Genomic DNA, 14,811 nt, shown 5'->3' on the forward strand with positions numbered 1-14,811 from the left:
ACCAAGGGTTCCTGCTTAAAGTTAATCTGAGCAGGGTTAGCCGGCCCCTAAGGCGAGGCAGAAATGCGTAGTCGATGGGAACCACGTTAATATTCGTGGGCCTGGTGGTAGTGACGGATTGCACAAGTTGTTCATTCTTATTGGATTGGATGGGCAGCGGAGCGGTTCCAGGAAATAGCTCCACCGTATAGACCGTACCCGAAACCGACACAGGTGGTCAGGTAGAGTATACCAAGGCGCTTGAGAGAACTATGTTGAAGGAACTCGGCAAATTGCACGCGTAACTTCGGAAGAAGCGTGACCCCATGCTAGGCAACTATTATGGGGTGGCACAGACCAGGGGGTAGCGACTGTTTATCAAAAACACAGGGCTCTGCGAAGTCGCAAGACGACGTATAGGGTCTGACGCCTGCCCGGTGCTGGAAGGTTAAGAGGAGAGGTGCAAGCTTTGAATCGAAGCCCCAGTAAACGGCGGCCGTAACTATAACGGTCCTAAGGTAGCGAAATTCCTTGTCGGGTAAGTTCCGACCTGCACGAATGGCGTAACGACTTCCCCGCTGTCTCCAACATAGACTCAGTGAAATTGAATTCCCCGTGAAGATGCGGGGTTCCTGCGGTCAGACGGAAAGACCCCGTGCACCTTTACTATAGCTTTACACTGGCATTCGTGTCGGCATGTGTAGGATAGGTGGTAGGCTTTGAAGCGGGGACGCCAGTTTCCGTGGAGCCATCCTTGAAATACCACCCTTATCGTCATGGATGTCTAACCGCGGCCCGTTATCCGGGTCCGGGACAGTGTATGGTGGGTAGTTTGACTGGGGCGGTCGCCTCCGAAAGAGTAACGGAGGCGCGCGATGGTGGGCTCAGACCGGTCGGAAATCGGTCGTCGAGTGCAATGGCATAAGCCCGCCTGACTGCGAGACTGACAAGTCGAGCAGAGACGAAAGTCGGTCATAGTGATCCGGTGGTCCCGCGTGGAAGGGCCATCGCTCAACGGATAAAAGGTACGCCGGGGATAACAGGCTGATGACCCCCAAGAGTCCATATCGACGGGGTTGTTTGGCACCTCGATGTCGGCTCATCGCATCCTGGGGCTGGAGCAGGTCCCAAGGGTTTGGCTGTTCGCCAATTAAAGCGGTACGTGAGCTGGGTTCAGAACGTCGTGAGACAGTTCGGTCCCTATCTGCCGTGGGTGTAGGAATATTGACAGGATCTGTCCCTAGTACGAGAGGACCGGGATGGACATATCTCTGGTGGACCTGTTGTCCTGCCAAGGGCATAGCAGGGTAGCTACATATGGACGGGATAACCGCTGAAGGCATCTAAGCGGGAAACCCACCTGAAAACGAGTATTCCCTATCAGAGCCGTGGAAGACGACCACGTTGATAGGCCGGGTGTGGAAGTGCGGCAACGCATGAAGCTTACCGGTACTAATAGCTCGATCGGCTTGATCGTTCTCATTGACTATGCTCATCTCAAGGCGACCGCAAAGCGGTCGTCCTGACAAGGCGAAGGCGCCAGCCTTTGCCCGGTCCCGGCGAACACGAAGTGTTCGTCCGGTTGGAGCTCTAAAACGTGTTCAAAAACGAAGTCATAGGACTTCACCAGCTTCTCAAAACATATAGTTGCGCTTTGCCGACCTGGTGGTTATGGCGGGGTGGCTGCACCCGTTCCCTTTCCGAACACGGCCGTGAAACGCCCCTGCGCCCATGGTACTTCGTCTTAAGACGCGGGAGAGTAGGTCGCTGCCAGGTCTGCAAAGCGCAACTTATGTAAAACAATCTTCTCATCACAAACTCTACGGCCCATAGCCGAAATAAAAGGGCCGCTCACAAAGCGGCCTTTCGTGTTAGAATACTGCAGCAAATCTCAAAGATTTGCACATGGCGCGGGGTGGAGCAGCCCGGTAGCTCGTCAGGCTCATAACCTGAAGGCCGCAGGTTCAAATCCTGCCCCCGCAACCAAATTCCTCTTAAAGATCAGCATCTACCTTACTTATCGCTGGCGGAAAAGCTTCGCTTTCCCTGGCGATGGTAGCTCCTCGTTCGCGAAGCTCACCATAACCTGAGGGTGAGCGGTTGCTCGGGCAACGCCCGATAAAACAGTCCAGTGGACTGTTTTAAGACCCGAACGGGGCAAATCCTGCCCCGCAACCAACGATACTTACAAATTTGCCCATTCAGGGTATTTGCCCTTGAGCTCCTCGCCATAGCGGTCGAGGAGCTTTTTGCGTTTCTGCAGGGTGTCCAGCTCCCCGGAGCCAGCTGACCTGCCACGGAACTTCATCCGGCTGCGATGAGAGCCTCGGCGGTTTTTGATACGCATGGTGCCGTGCAATCGGCGGAAACGCGAAGCTTTCATCTTGCACAGCGAACCACTCGTCTCAAAACGTCCTGAGCCCGGACACATCATAGCCAGCGGCAACATAACTGCGACGGCATTGTATGAGGTGCCTCGCCGTTGTACCATGTAGTCTGACAAGTGCGCGCAGTGCTCATTGTATAGCCGGAGCCAAAGTCCGGGCGCGCTTCAACCCGATGAATAAGTAGCCGGGATCATGGAACTTATCGTCGCCCTTGGCCTGATCGTCTTGAAGGTCGCGTTCCTGATTGCGATCCTGCTGTTGCTACCCTTGCCGCTAACCTGGCTGGAACGCAAGATCGCCGGGCACATGCAGCAGCGGATGGGGCCGATGCGCGTGGGATGGCACGGGCTGTTGCAGCCGGTAGCGGACGGAATCAAGCTCCTGACCAAAGAGGATCACATCCCGGCCGAGGCCGACCGGTTCCTGTTCAAACTGGCGCCAATCCTGGCGCTCGCCCCGCCCTTTGTGGTGTTCGTCGCGATCCCCTTCGGCGAAACTGTCTCGGTCCTCGGCCACGAGATCACGCTCTACGTCTCCAACATGAATGTGGCGCTCCTTTTCGTTTTCTCGGTGATCGGGATCGAGGTTTATGGCGTCATCTTCGGCGGCTGGGCCTCCAACAGCAAATACGCTGTCCTGGGCAGCCTCAGAACCTGCGCGCAGATGATCAGCTACGAAATCCCGATGGGGTTCGCGGTCATCGGCGTGGTCATGCTGGCGCAATCCATGAGCCTTCTCGAGATCGTGCGGGCGCAGGCCGATGTCTGGAACATCGTCTACCAACCGGTCGGATTCTTCGTGTTCTTCATCGCTGGATTGGCCGAAGCGCAGCGCATTCCCTTCGACCTGGCGGAAGCGGAAGGCGATCTAGGGGCCGGGTTCCATACCGAATACAGCGGTATCCGCTTTGCCTTCTTCATGGTTAGCGAATATGCCATCGTATTGCTTGTGTCTGTCCTGGTGGTGATCCTGTTCTTCGGCGGTTGGAACGGAGTTCTGATTCCCTTGCCACCGCTCCTGTGGTTTGTGCTCAAGGTCGCGTTCTTCGTCTATGTGTTTATCTGGTTCCGCTTCACTTTCCCCCGCTACCGCTACGACCAACTGATGGCGATCGGATGGAAAGTCTTGCTTCCTCTTTCAATGGCGAACATAATTATAACCGGTGTACTTTTAGGGGTCGTAGCGGCTCCGTAGCGAGGCGGCGATGTCGCGCGCGCAGGACAGAGTTGGAACATGGATTGGTTGGGCGTTCTTTGCCGATCTGGCGAGCGCCTTGGCTCTGACCTTGGGCTACATGTTCTCCAGATCCGTGACCATGCAGTATCCGGACAAGGAAAAGTGGCTGCCCTACTCCCGCTATCGCGGGCATCACTTCCTGACGCGTGATGAAGAGGGCGAGATCAAGTGCGTGGCCTGCGAACTCTGCGCGCGGATCTGTCCCTGCGACTGTATCGAAGTCGTCCCCTACGAGGACGAGAAGGGCAAGCGGCACCCGGCCAAATTCGAGATCGACACGGCCCGCTGCCTGTTCTGCGGGCTGTGCGAGGACGCCTGCCCGGCGGACGCGATCGCGCTTGGCCAACAATACGAATTCTCGAGTTTTTCCTCAGCTGACCTGGTGATCGGGCGCGACGACCTGCTCGCCAAGCCGGGTAAGGCGGCAACCGGCGGCGGCGTGGTTGCCGCGCGCCTGAATACGAAGAAGGACGTACTTGTCGAGACGAAAGAGACGCAGGGCTACAACTGGTGGCGGAATATTCGGCGAACATGAACGCGCGCCAGCTGTCAAACCGAAGCGCTCGGAAAGGAGGCTTAGATGTTTGTCGGTGAAATCATGAAGAACAAGGGTGTCGGTGTCATCGCAGTCGCTCCCGATCAGACGATGGTGGAGGTACTGAGGTTGTTTCGAGACAACAATATCGGCTTCGTCGTCGTGAGCCGATCGAACAGCAAATACCTCGGTACGCTGTCGGAGCGGGACTGCTGCAATGCGGTGGCGGAATACGGGGCTGAGGCGGCGGCGATGCGGGTCGCGGACATCATGAACCGCAATGTGGCGACGTGTTCGACACAAGATTTGCTGCCCGTCGCGATGGGGATCATGACCCAGCGGCGTACGCGCCATGTGCTGGTCACGGATGGAGGCGACGTTGTCGGCGTGGTCAGCATCGGCGACGTGGTTAAACACAGGCTCGACGAAGCGCAGCGTACAGAGCAGGATCTGCAGGATTACATATGCGGGACCAGGTATCACTGACGTCGCCAACTCGAATGTGAAGACGCTGGGGCGGGCAGCTTGCCGCAGAGCCTTGCGGTGCCCCGACCCCCAAATCTTCAGACCCCACGCCAGATCTGGCCCGGGCGGTCGACCTCAAGAGTCGCATGCGCCTTCTGGACTTCCACCGCGCATGGATATTCGCCCCGCCGCAGCAGGCTGTTGAGACGCAAGGCTCTATAGTTTTCCGGAACGAAGACGAGGCCCTTGGGAAACCGCCTGTCGACCTTGAGCTGCGCCGTCAGTTCGCCCTGGCCGGAACGCACGATTACCTGATCACCATCCGAAAGGCCAAGCTCTGCGGTATCCTGCGCGCTCATCGCGACATAGGGATCGTTGGCGACCGTGTTCAGGATGTCCGACCGTTCGGAAAGATATCCGTTGTGGAACAGGCAGTCGCCGGTGATCAGCATGAGCCGGTCGGCTGCTGTTGGAACGGGTGGCGGCGCAAGGAACACGCCAGCCGGTAATGTTGGCACCGCCTTGGTGAATGCGCCGTCGGCGCCAAGCCCGTCCTGCGTCAACCCCTGATAGGCCGGAAGCAGCCGGGCAATCTCGTCGAAAATTTCGGCTTGCGTCGATGGCCGCAGCGCCTGGTTGCGTAGCGCCGCGACGAAGTCGACAATCGCCAGATTGCCTCGCGCCTCGAAAACGGGCTCACTGAATTTGCGAACATTCTGGATCCGACCCTCGTTGTTGGTGAACGTTCCGGATTCCTCGCCGTAGCCCGCCGCGGGCAAGACGACCTCGGCCATGCCCGCCGTATCCGTGAGGAACGCGTCCTGCACGATCAGGAGATCGGCGGCGCCAAGCGCCCGCGTCACAAAGTCCCGGTCGGGATAGGCGACCAGGGGGTCGGTTCCGACGATGTAGAGCGCGCCCATCCGCCCACCGACGCAGAGCTCCAGCATGGCGTCGAGATCCGCGCCGGGTTCAGACGGGATTTCGGCGCCCCAGTTTCGTGCAAGAGTTGCGCGCGTCGCGTCATCGGCGACCGCCCGCAGCCCCGGCAGAGCCGCCGGCAGGACCCCCATGTCCCAGGCGCCCATCTGGTTGGCACGGTCGAAGAGAAACTGCATCGCCGGGCCTTTGCCGAGCAGGCGGAGAACGTGCAGCAGGTTGTTGAGCTGCTGCAGCGTCGCGCGCGCTTCGGGTGATCTCAGGAGGTCGACGCTGACAAGCACGGTGACGCTGCGGCCTTCCTTGAGCGCGGCGGCCAGGCGATCCGGCCCGTCACTGCCGGCGCCCGCCGCCGGCCTGCCGATTGCCGCGTCGATGTCCGCAAAAGCGCCGCCCGGCAAGGCCTGACCAGCTGCCGCCACGAGACCGGCCACCACCGCCGCAAGGCTTGCCGCTTCTCCGCCCGGAGGCACACGAACCACCACCCTGGCATCGGCGTCCAGACGCGATGGCCGCGCCGATAGCATGAGCAATCCGGTCTGCCGCCGCCGCGCGCCGTCCCGCAGCAGGTATTCGGTGACCGGGTTCTCCTCGGTTATATTGCCTCCGACGACGAGCACGCAGTCGTTGCCGATTACGTCGTCCAGCGGCGTGCGGCTGTAGAAAGTTCCCAATAGCGGGCCGAGCGTATCGAAGGGCGCGGCCCAGCGTGACGAACAATCAATGTTGTTGGTCCGGAATACTGTTCGCATCAGCTTCTGGAACTGATAAAGCACCTCGTTGGGCAGGCGAGGCGAGGCCAGCCCGCCGGCAGCCTTGCTCTCGACGGCCAACAGTCGCCGGCGCAGATAGTCCCCCGCTTCGTCCCAGGAAACCGGAACCAGGGCGCCATCCTGACGGATCATTGGCTGCTTGATCCGGTCCCGGCTTGCAACGAAATCGAGACCGAAGCGTCCTCGCACGCAGAGAGTTTCGTGGTTGACACCTTCGTCCCACTTCGAGCGCACCCGCATGAACTCGCCCTTGCGCGTGCCCACCGTCAGCTGGCAACCGGTGCCACAATGCGGGCAGACCGTGTCGGTCTCTACGAGATCCCAGGGGCGCGCCTTGTAGCGGTAGGGGAAGCTCATCAGCGCGCCGACCGGGCAGACCTCGACGCAATTGCCGCACTGGTCGCAACTCGCCAGACTGCCCTCGAAGCCGGTGACGGCGGTATCCATGCCTTTTTCGACGGTGCCCAGCGCCACCGCGCCGACGACCTCCTCACACATCCGGACGCAGCGCTGGCACTGGATGCAGCGGTTGACGTTCATGATGATGACCGGGCTCAGACGAATGTCCTCGGAGTGGAACACACGTTTGTCATCGCGGAATTGGCTTTCGCGGGGCCCGTAGGCCATTACCATGTCCTGAAGCTCGCATTCGCCGCCCTTGTCGCAGATCGGGCAGTCGAGGGGGTGGTTGGCGAGCAGCATGTCGAGCATGGAAGAGCGCGTTTCCTCGATCAGAGGCGTGTTCGTCCGCACGACCATGCCATCGGTGACCGCAGTGGCGCAGGACGGCTGCAACCGCCGCACGCCCTCGATCTCCACCAGGCACATGCGGCACGAAGCCAGCGGCGGCAGCCGCTTCAGATAGCAGAAGGTCGGGACGTCGATGCCCAAACGCTGGGCGGCCTGCAGCACAGTCGAGCCAGCCTCAACTTCCAGCGTTTGTTCGTCGATCGTGACTTTAAGCATGGTTTCCTCACAACCCTGATCCAGCACTCCTTCAGTGAAACGGGCACCTCCGCTCCTCGACATGGGCGACGAATTCATTTCGGAAATGCGCGAGTGCTGCACGCAATCCCATCGCTGCACCGTCACCCAAGGCACAAAACGTATTGCCGAAAATGCCCTTGCAGAGCATCTCCAGCTGCTCCAGATCGCCGGGTGCGCCATCCCCGCCTTCAACCCGGCGCAGGACCTTCACGACCCAGTTCAATCCTTCCCGGCAGGGCGTGCACTTGCCGCAGGACTCATGGTGGAAGAACTCCATGATCCTGGTGGCGACCTTGACCATGCAGGTGCTATCGTCGATCACGATAACGCCAGCCGAACCGAGCATCGAGCCGGCGGCAGCCAGCGAGTCAAAATCCATCCTCACGTCCAGCCCGTGCTCAGGGATGACCGGCGCTGAGACCCCGCCCGGGATCACCGCCTTGATCTTGCGTCCCGGCAAGGCCCCACCGGCATGTTCCTCGACCAGCTCGCGCAGTGGTATGCCCATCGGCAACTCGTAGAGGCCGGGTTTGCGCACCTGCCCACTGAGGCAGTAGAGCTTCGGGCCGGGGCTCTTGTCCGGGCCGATGCCGCGGAACCAGTCCGCGCCCCGCGCCACGATATGCGGCACGCAGGCCAGCGTCTCGACATTGTTGATCACAGTCGGGCTGGCGTAGAGCCCGGCCACGGCCGGAAACGGCGGCTTCAATCGCGGCTGCGCCCGCTTGCCCTCGAGCGACTCGAGCATCGCAGTCTCCTCGCCGCAGATATAGGCGCCTGCGCCGCAGTGGATGTGGACGGCGAAATCGAAATTCGAGCCCAGAATGCCCGTTCCCAGATAACCCTTTTCGTGTGCCTCGGCGATCGCCTGCTCCAGGCGACGGATCGCCGTCACATATTCTCCGCGGATGTAGACATAGGCGGTTTTGGCCCCAATCGCATAGGCGCTTACCGCCAGCCCCTCGATGAGTTGATGCGGATCGCGCTCCATGATGATCCGGTCCTTGAAGGTGCCTGGCTCGCCCTCATCGGCGTTGCAGCAAAGATATTTCGGCTTGTCGACCTGCTTCGGCACGAAACTCCATTTCATGCCCGTCGGGAATCCGGCACCGCCGCGACCGCGCAGGTTGGACTGTTTGACGAGGTTAACGACCTCGTCAGGCGTGTATTCGCGCAGCGCCTTCGCCAGTGCCTGGTAGCCGCCGCCAGCCTCGTAGGTCGACAGCAGGTGACTGTCCGGCGCGGCGACATTCTTGAGGAGAACCGGCTCGAACATGGCGCTACTCTCCCTGCGGTCGCGTAGAGGGCTCGATGCTCGCGACCCGTTCCGTTGTAGCCCGCAGGTTGTCCAAAAGTGCATCTATCCGCGCGACATCAAGGGCACCATGGTAATCGTCGCCGACCTGCATCACCGGAGCCATCTCGCAGGCACCGAGGCACTCGACGGAGGAAAGCGTGAACATCCCGTCCGGCGTGGTGTCGCCCTTCCTGATCGCCAGCGCCGTTTCCAGATGCTTCAGCAGGTCCTCGGCTCCGCACAGCATGCAGGAAACATTGTCACAGAGTTGCAGATGGAACATGCCCACCGGCTCGGTATGGAAGAGCGTATAAAAGGTCGCCAGCTCGTAGACCCAGATCCGTTCGACTCCGAGAATGTCGGCGACTTCTTCCAGCACCTGACCAGGCAGATGGCCATGCTCCCTCTGCGCGATCAGAAGCGCGGGCATGATCGCAGAGCGCTGGTCGGGATACCGCGCCGCTGCGTCTTTTATCTTTTCGCGCATGGTCATTGCATTCAAATCCCTGCTACTTGTCCACCTCCGCCATCACTGGGTCGAGACTGCCGAGCACGGCGATCATGTCCGCCAGATAGCGGGCGTTGGTCACCCCGAACAGTCCCTGAAGGTTGACGAACGAGGGTGCCCGCACCTTCATGCGGAATGGTTTTGGCGACCCGTCGCTGATGATATAGAAGCCAAGCTCGCCCTTTGGCGCCTCGATCGCCGAATAGACCTCGCCCTTCGGCACCTTGAAGCCATAGGCCGACAGGTCGAAATGCTGGATGAGTGCTTCCATCGAGCAATGCACCTTGTCCTTGTCCACCGGGAAGGCGATTGTTGGCATGTCGATCTGGAACGGCCCCTCGGGCATCTGGTCGAGGCATTGTTCGATGATCCGGACGCTCTCGCGCATTTCCTCGACCCGACATTGCCAGCGCGCATAGCAGTCGCCCTCGTCGCGCGTGATGACGTTGAAGTCGAGCCGGTCATAGATCTCATAGGGCTCGTCGCGACGGATGTCCCAGTCGACGCCCGAAGCGCGCAGGTTCGGACCGCTCAGGCCAAGATCGATGGCGTCCTCGGCGGAGATCACGCCGATCCCCTGCGTGCGCTTCAGGAACACCCGGTTGTTTTCGAGCAACCGCTCATAGTCGCGGATCCGGTTCGGGAAGATGTCGCAGAACTCCCTGATCTTGGGAAGGAAACCGTCAGGCAGGTCCTCGCGCACTCCGCCAACCCTGCAGAAGGACGTGTGCATGCGCGCACCGCTGATCATTTCCAGGAGGTCCATGATCATTTCGCGCTCCCGCATGGCGTAAAGCAAGGCGGTCATGGCGCCGAGGTCCATCGGCAGCGCGCCGGTGATCAAGACATGGCCGGAGATCCGCGCCAGCTCGGCCATCATCACGCGGATATATTGTGCGCGGATCGGTGCTTCTATGCCGAGGAGTTTCTCCACCGCCAGCGCGAAGGCGAGGTTGTTCGACGGTGGACAGAGGTAGTCGAGCCGGTCGGTGAGCGGAAAAATCTGGGTGTAGGTGAAGCTCTCCGCCAGTTTTTCGGTGCCGCGATGGAGGTAGCCGATGTGTGGATCCACGCGCTTGACGTACTCGCCGTCCAATTCCAGGACGAGCCGAAGAACCCCATGCGTGCTGGGGTGCTGGGGGCCGAGATTGAGAAGCACCTCCTTGGTGTCGAACGCTTCGCCTTGCGGGCTGATCAATTCGGTGACTTCGGTCATTTTAAGTTCCCGGCGTGGAGCGGCCTCCCTTATGGAATGTTCTTGGTGGCGAGGTCGGGCTGCGTCGGTGGCGTGCCTTCGGCGCCAAACGGGTTCAGCTTGTCCTTGTAGCCACGGAGCGGAAAATCCTTGCGCTGCGGGAAGCCCTCGAACCCTTCCCACATGTAGATCCGGCGCAAATCGGGGTGGCCGTCGAACCTGATCCCGTACATATCCCAGGCTTCGCGCTCATGCCAATTGGCGGTTCGCCAGATCCCCGTCACCGACGGGACCCGCGGCGGATCGGCGAGGCGGCATTTGATGCGAACGCGCAATTTGTTCGGTAGCGAATAGAGGTGGTACACCGTCTCGTAGCGTGGCATCTCAGGATAATGATCGACCCCGCAGATGTCCGACAGGAAGTTGAACCGCAACGCCGGGTGTTCCTTCAGAAACCGGCAAAGCTCGACGATCATGTCAGGCGGAGCGGCGAAGGCATGTACACCATGCGCGAAGCCAAGATCGTCGATTGCCTCGCCGAAACGCTCCGTGATCGTAGTGCAGATGAGGGGCGTCTCCACACTCATGACGCTGCAACCCGACCCAGAGGAGTCCCGGCCAGTGCTCGGGATTTTTTGATCTTCTCCTGAAGTAGCAGGAATCCATGCATCAGCGCCTCGGGCCGCGGCGGGCAGCCGGGCACATGCACGTCCACCGGCACGAAGGTCTCCGCTCCCTGCACCACGGCATAGGTATTGTAGACCCCGCCCGAGATAGCGCAGGTGCCCATGGCGATAACCCAGCGCGGCTCCGGCATCTGGTCATAGAGCCTGCGCACGACGGGAGCGAATTTCCGCGTCACGGTGCCGGCGATGATCATCACGTCGGACTGGCGCGGCGAAGGCCGGAACACCACGCCGAACCGGTCGAGATCATAGCGGGCGCACCCCGCCGAGATCATCTCGATGGCGCAGCAGGCAATTCCGAAGGTCTCGGGCCACAGCGCCGATTTTCGGCTCCAGTTGATAACGCTCTCGGCCGTGGTGAACAGCACGCTGTCGCGGATCGCATTGTTTACGCCTCCCATTCCAGCGCTCCCTTCAGCCAGGCGTAGGCGAAGCCCACAAGAAGCAGCACTATGAAGACGAACATCTCGACATAACCGACGAGCCCGATGTCTTTCAGGACAACGGCCCAGGGAAAGAGGAACATCGTCTCGACATCGAAGACGACCAACAGGATCGCGAGAATAAAGAACTGCACCCTGAAGCGGCCCCCGGCGGCGTCGCCTGCTGGGTCCATGCCGCATTCATAGGGCATGTTCTTTTCGGGATAGGGATTGGACGGGCGCAGCAGTGAGGAGACAAAAAGCGTCGCCCCTGTCACCAGAACAACTCCGGCGACCATGAAAAGAACCGGCAAGAATTCCATTGCAGTCATATCACTGCACCGGTTGCCCACTGCAGGCTTTTCTCGGGCCGCCGCCCCTGTTCAGGGCCGTAATGCGGTCGCCCCGGGGAATCGACTTGGGCAATCCTTTCTTGAGCTTCGAGTTTATTCCGTCGGGCAGATCATTGCAAATTCAATCGGTCAGCCGCCAAACACCGAGTTTTGAGCAAGCCTCAGAAACCAGGCGGGAAACAGGCCGATGCCGATGGTGCCCAAGGCGGTGAAGGCGAGCGTGGCGCGCACCGAGGGCGTCAGCGCCGGGTCGAACGTCCTTTCCGGCTCGCGCATGTAGATCACCATGACGATGCGGATGTAAAAGTAGGCGGCGACGGCGCTCAGCAGCACCGCGATCACCGCCAGCATGACGAAACCTCGCTCGACGAGCGCGACCAGCACATAGAACTTGGCGAAGAACCCGGCCGTCGGCGGAATGCCGGCGAGCGAGAACAGATAGAGCAGCATCAGAAGCGCGAGCCCGGGACGGGACTTGGCGAAACCCGAGTAGTCTTCGATAACCTCGCCCGAGAAATTGCCGTTCCGCATCATGATGACGGTGGCGAAAATGCCGAGATTCATCAAAGAGTATATCAGCAGGTAGAGCATCACGCTGGCGATCCCGTCGGCACCGCCGGCCACCACGCCAAAAAGGGCGAACCCGGCATGGGCGATGCTGGAATAAGCGAGGAGCCGCTTGAAATTATCCTGCACCAGCGCCACGAAACTGCCGAGCGCCATCGTCACCACGGCAATGACCGCGACGATGATCCAAACGTCCGAGGCTGCTACCAGCGGGTTGAGGAACACCCGCAGGATCACTGCGAACCCCGCCGCCTTGGGGCCGACCGACATGAAGGCGGTGATCGTCGTCGGCGCGCCTTCATAGACGTCCGGCAACCACATATGGAACGGCACCGCGCCGACCTTGAAGACCAGCCCCGCGACGATGAAGACCACCGCCAGCAGCAATCCGGGATCGAGCGGATCGCCGGTGACCGCCGCAGCCATCCCGTCCAGCTGCGTCGTACCGGTGAGCCCGTAGACCAGCGAAACGCCGTAAAGGAAAATCCCGGTCGAGACCGCGCCAAGGATCACGTATTTCAGCGCCGCTTCGTTTGACCGCCGCTCTCGCCGCAGGAATCCGGTCAGCACATAGGTGCAGAGCACCATCAGTTCGAGGCCCACATAGATCGAGAGGAGATCGGTCGCCGAGGCCATGATCATCATTCCCGAAAGCGCAAAGAGCAGCAGGACATAGTATTCGCTGCTCCCGATCCCCTCGATATCCGCATATTTTCGCGAAAGGAGGAATGTCAGGATGGTGGCCAGGTAGAACACGAACTTGAAGAAGACCGCGAAGCGGTCGGCGACGAACATGCCCGTATAGGCCGGCCGCACCTCGCTCGAAAGAATGAGTGTCGCCAAGGCGGCAATCAGCACGATCGCGACGGAAGCCCAGACCAGGAAATATTCCTGCCCCCTGCGCACAAGTTGTCCCAGGATCAGCAGGATGCAGGCTCCAGTGATCACCACGATCTCGGGCAGGCTTGCGAGAGCCGACTGGAAAAGTGCTGCGGCGGTCATGGGCCGCTCCCCTTATCGTGCACCTGAGCCAGCAGATGCTTCACCGAGACGTCGATGATGCCGAGAAAGGGTTTCGGATAGAGCCCGACCCACAGCACTAACACGGCCAGCGGCAGGATCGCTGCCATCTCGCGGGCGTTCACGTCGCATATCTTGAACCGGGCGCCGACGCTGGCGGGACCGAGCGCGACTTTCCTGTACATGCCAAGCAGATAGGCCGCGCCCAGCAACGCGCCCAAAACGGCCGCCGCGCCGACGGCCAGGTTGGCCGCAAACCCGCCGGACAACACCAGCAATTCGCCTATGAACGAATTCGTTCCCGGCAGCGCCATCGACGATAGGGTGAACAGCGCGAGAAACGCTGTGTAGACCGGCGCCGCCTTCATCAACCCGCCATATTCGGCGATGCTGCGCGTATGTGTCCGCTCGTAAATCAGGCCGACGAACAGGAACAGGGCGCCCGTCGTTACGCCATGATTGAACATTTGCAGGATGCCGCCCTCGAGCCCGCGCAGGTTCAATGCAAAAATCCCCATCGTCACGAAGCCCATGTGGCTGATGCTGGAATAGGCCACCAGCTTCTTCAGGTCGTCCTGCGCCAGCGCAAGCAACCCGCCATAGACGATCGCAAGCGCCGAAAGCGAAAGCATCAGCGTCGAATAATACACCGACGCCTCCGGCAGCATCGGCAGCGAGAACCGCAGGAACCCGTAGGCGCCCATCTTCAGGAGCACCCCTGCAAGGATGATGCTGCCTGCCGTCGGCGCCTGCACATGGGCGTCCGGCAGCCAGGTATGGACCGGCACCATCGGCACCTTGACGGCGAAGGCGATCAGGAAGGCGAAGAACAGCCAGGACTGGACTGGGAACGGCAAATCCTGCGCTGTCAGCGCGAGGATGTCGAAGGTCTCGCCGCCGTTGAAATAGAGCACGATGACACCGATGAGGAACAGGAGGCTGCCCGCCAGCGTGTAGAGGAAGAACTTGAGCGCCGCATATACCCGGCCTTCGCCACCCCAGACGCCGATGATCAGGTACATCGGGATCAGCATCGCCTCCCAGAAGACGTAGAACAGGAACAGGTCGAGCGCGCAGAACACCCCCAGCATCAGCGCCTGCATGGTGAGCAGACTGACCATGAACTCCTTCACCTTGCGATCGATCGCGACCCACGAGGCGAGCACGCAGATAGAGCCCAACAGCGCTGTCAGGAACACGAAGAGCGCGCTTATCCCGTCGATACCAAGCGCATAGGTGATCCCGAGTGCCGGCACCCACGGGTGCGTCTCGGTGAACTGCATCGCGTGGGTCGTTGTGTCGAAGCTGGCCAGCATAGCGATGGAGAGAGCAAGGTCGAGGACGGTGACACCCAGCGCTGTCCACCGCACCGCATCGTCGCTGTGGAGGAACATCAGAACCACCGCCCCGGCGACGGGCGTGAACATGATGAGACTGAGTAGCGGGAACTCCATCGCACCCC

General features: G+C 60.6%; 12 protein-coding genes, 1 tRNA gene and 2 rRNA genes (1 of these 15 only partly in view). 6 read left to right on the forward strand and 9 right to left on the reverse strand.

What is annotated here, in order from left to right; all coding sequences use genetic code 11:
* The 6 genes from FFM53_RS15685 to FFM53_RS15710 form a co-directional block, all read left to right on the forward strand.
* Positions 1 to 1,456 (forward strand): 23S ribosomal RNA (locus tag FFM53_RS15685) (it extends 1,360 nt beyond the left edge of the window).
* A gap of 184 nt (positions 1,457 to 1,640) precedes the next feature.
* Positions 1,641 to 1,755: ribosomal RNA gene (rrf, locus tag FFM53_RS15690) — 5S ribosomal RNA — on the forward strand.
* A 133-nt stretch (positions 1,756 to 1,888) separates the two neighbouring features.
* Positions 1,889 to 1,965 (forward strand) — tRNA-Met (locus FFM53_RS15695).
* A gap of 593 nt (positions 1,966 to 2,558) precedes the next feature.
* Positions 2,559 to 3,560, forward strand: a complete 1,002-nt coding sequence (gene nuoH, locus FFM53_RS15700) for an NADH-quinone oxidoreductase subunit NuoH (protein WP_138334946.1) — start codon at positions 2,559 to 2,561, stop codon at positions 3,558 to 3,560.
* Between the two features lie 10 nt (positions 3,561 to 3,570).
* Positions 3,571 to 4,137 (forward strand): NADH-quinone oxidoreductase subunit I, encoded by a 567-nt coding sequence (locus FFM53_RS15705; RefSeq protein WP_113544252.1) that lies wholly within the window; start codon positions 3,571 to 3,573, stop codon positions 4,135 to 4,137.
* Positions 4,138 to 4,182: 45 nt separating this feature from the next.
* Complete coding sequence (locus FFM53_RS15710) at positions 4,183 to 4,623, forward strand: CBS domain-containing protein (RefSeq protein ID WP_138334948.1); 441 nt, start codon at positions 4,183 to 4,185, stop codon at positions 4,621 to 4,623.
* A 77-nt stretch (positions 4,624 to 4,700) separates the two neighbouring features.
* Here FFM53_RS15710 and nuoG read toward each other — a convergent pair whose 3' ends face one another.
* From nuoG to FFM53_RS15755, 9 genes are all read right to left on the reverse strand, one after another.
* Positions 4,701 to 7,280 carry an NADH-quinone oxidoreductase subunit NuoG gene (nuoG, locus tag FFM53_RS15715; protein WP_138391166.1) on the reverse strand — a complete coding sequence of 860 codons (2,580 nt, stop codon included), beginning with the start codon at positions 7,278 to 7,280 and terminating at the stop codon, positions 4,701 to 4,703.
* A gap of 31 nt (positions 7,281 to 7,311) precedes the next feature.
* Entirely contained in the window at positions 7,312 to 8,577 is a 1,266-nt protein-coding gene (gene nuoF / locus FFM53_RS15720) for an NADH-quinone oxidoreductase subunit NuoF (RefSeq protein WP_138391163.1), read from the reverse strand.
* 4 nt (positions 8,578 to 8,581) lie between these two features.
* The gene (nuoE, locus tag FFM53_RS15725) at positions 8,582 to 9,091 is read right to left on the reverse strand and encodes an NADH-quinone oxidoreductase subunit NuoE (protein WP_138334950.1); all 510 of its coding nucleotides are present in this window, start codon (positions 9,089 to 9,091) and stop codon (positions 8,582 to 8,584) included.
* A gap of 16 nt (positions 9,092 to 9,107) precedes the next feature.
* Positions 9,108 to 10,322, reverse strand: coding sequence for an NADH dehydrogenase (quinone) subunit D (gene nuoD, locus FFM53_RS15730; protein ID WP_138391162.1), 1,215 nt, complete (start codon positions 10,320 to 10,322; stop codon positions 9,108 to 9,110).
* A gap of 29 nt (positions 10,323 to 10,351) precedes the next feature.
* On the reverse strand, positions 10,352 to 10,888 hold the full coding sequence (locus FFM53_RS15735; RefSeq protein ID WP_138391161.1) for an NADH-quinone oxidoreductase subunit C: 537 nt from the start codon (positions 10,886 to 10,888) through the stop codon (positions 10,352 to 10,354).
* On the reverse strand, positions 10,885 to 11,388 hold the full coding sequence (locus FFM53_RS15740) for a NuoB/complex I 20 kDa subunit family protein (RefSeq protein WP_063474344.1): 504 nt from the start codon (positions 11,386 to 11,388) through the stop codon (positions 10,885 to 10,887). The genes FFM53_RS15735 and FFM53_RS15740 overlap by 4 nt, the downstream gene beginning before the upstream one ends.
* Positions 11,376 to 11,741 (reverse strand): NADH-quinone oxidoreductase subunit A, encoded by a 366-nt coding sequence (locus FFM53_RS15745; RefSeq protein WP_138334953.1) that lies wholly within the window; start codon positions 11,739 to 11,741, stop codon positions 11,376 to 11,378. Before FFM53_RS15745 ends, FFM53_RS15740 begins: the two co-directional genes overlap by 13 nt.
* 150 nt (positions 11,742 to 11,891) lie before the next feature.
* On the reverse strand, positions 11,892 to 13,331 hold the full coding sequence (locus FFM53_RS15750; protein WP_138391160.1) for an NADH-quinone oxidoreductase subunit N: 1,440 nt from the start codon (positions 13,329 to 13,331) through the stop codon (positions 11,892 to 11,894).
* The gene (locus FFM53_RS15755; RefSeq protein WP_138391159.1) at positions 13,328 to 14,803 is read right to left on the reverse strand and encodes an NADH-quinone oxidoreductase subunit M; all 1,476 of its coding nucleotides are present in this window, start codon (positions 14,801 to 14,803) and stop codon (positions 13,328 to 13,330) included. The genes FFM53_RS15750 and FFM53_RS15755 overlap by 4 nt, the downstream gene beginning before the upstream one ends.
* Positions 14,804 to 14,811: the final 8 nt, after the last annotated feature.

This window comes from Rhizobium indicum, assembly GCF_005862305.2.
GTDB lineage: Bacteria > Pseudomonadota > Alphaproteobacteria > Rhizobiales > Rhizobiaceae > Rhizobium > Rhizobium indicum.

What these genes read in the sequence shown, in the direction of transcription:
- nuoH (WP_138334946.1), top strand. Translation starts at nt 2,559, where the DNA reads ATGGAACTTATCGTCGCCCTTGGCCTGATCGTCTTGAAGGTCGCGTTC.
- FFM53_RS15705 (WP_113544252.1), top strand. Translation starts at nt 3,571, where the DNA reads ATGTCGCGCGCGCAGGACAGAGTTGGAACATGGATTGGTTGGGCGTTC.
- FFM53_RS15710 (WP_138334948.1), top strand. Translation starts at nt 4,183, where the DNA reads ATGTTTGTCGGTGAAATCATGAAGAACAAGGGTGTCGGTGTCATCGCA.
- nuoG (WP_138391166.1), bottom strand. Translation starts at nt 7,280, where the DNA reads ATGCTTAAAGTCACGATCGACGAACAAACGCTGGAAGTTGAGGCTGGC.
- nuoF (WP_138391163.1), bottom strand. Translation starts at nt 8,577, where the DNA reads ATGTTCGAGCCGGTTCTCCTCAAGAATGTCGCCGCGCCGGACAGTCAC.
- nuoE (WP_138334950.1), bottom strand. Translation starts at nt 9,091, where the DNA reads ATGACCATGCGCGAAAAGATAAAAGACGCAGCGGCGCGGTATCCCGAC.
- nuoD (WP_138391162.1), bottom strand. Translation starts at nt 10,322, where the DNA reads ATGACCGAAGTCACCGAATTGATCAGCCCGCAAGGCGAAGCGTTCGAC.
- FFM53_RS15735 (WP_138391161.1), bottom strand. Translation starts at nt 10,888, where the DNA reads ATGAGTGTGGAGACGCCCCTCATCTGCACTACGATCACGGAGCGTTTC.
- FFM53_RS15740 (WP_063474344.1), bottom strand. Translation starts at nt 11,388, where the DNA reads ATGGGAGGCGTAAACAATGCGATCCGCGACAGCGTGCTGTTCACCACG.
- FFM53_RS15745 (WP_138334953.1), bottom strand. Translation starts at nt 11,741, where the DNA reads ATGACTGCAATGGAATTCTTGCCGGTTCTTTTCATGGTCGCCGGAGTT.
- FFM53_RS15750 (WP_138391160.1), bottom strand. Translation starts at nt 13,331, where the DNA reads ATGACCGCCGCAGCACTTTTCCAGTCGGCTCTCGCAAGCCTGCCCGAG.
- FFM53_RS15755 (WP_138391159.1), bottom strand. Translation starts at nt 14,803, where the DNA reads ATGGAGTTCCCGCTACTCAGTCTCATCATGTTCACGCCCGTCGCCGGG.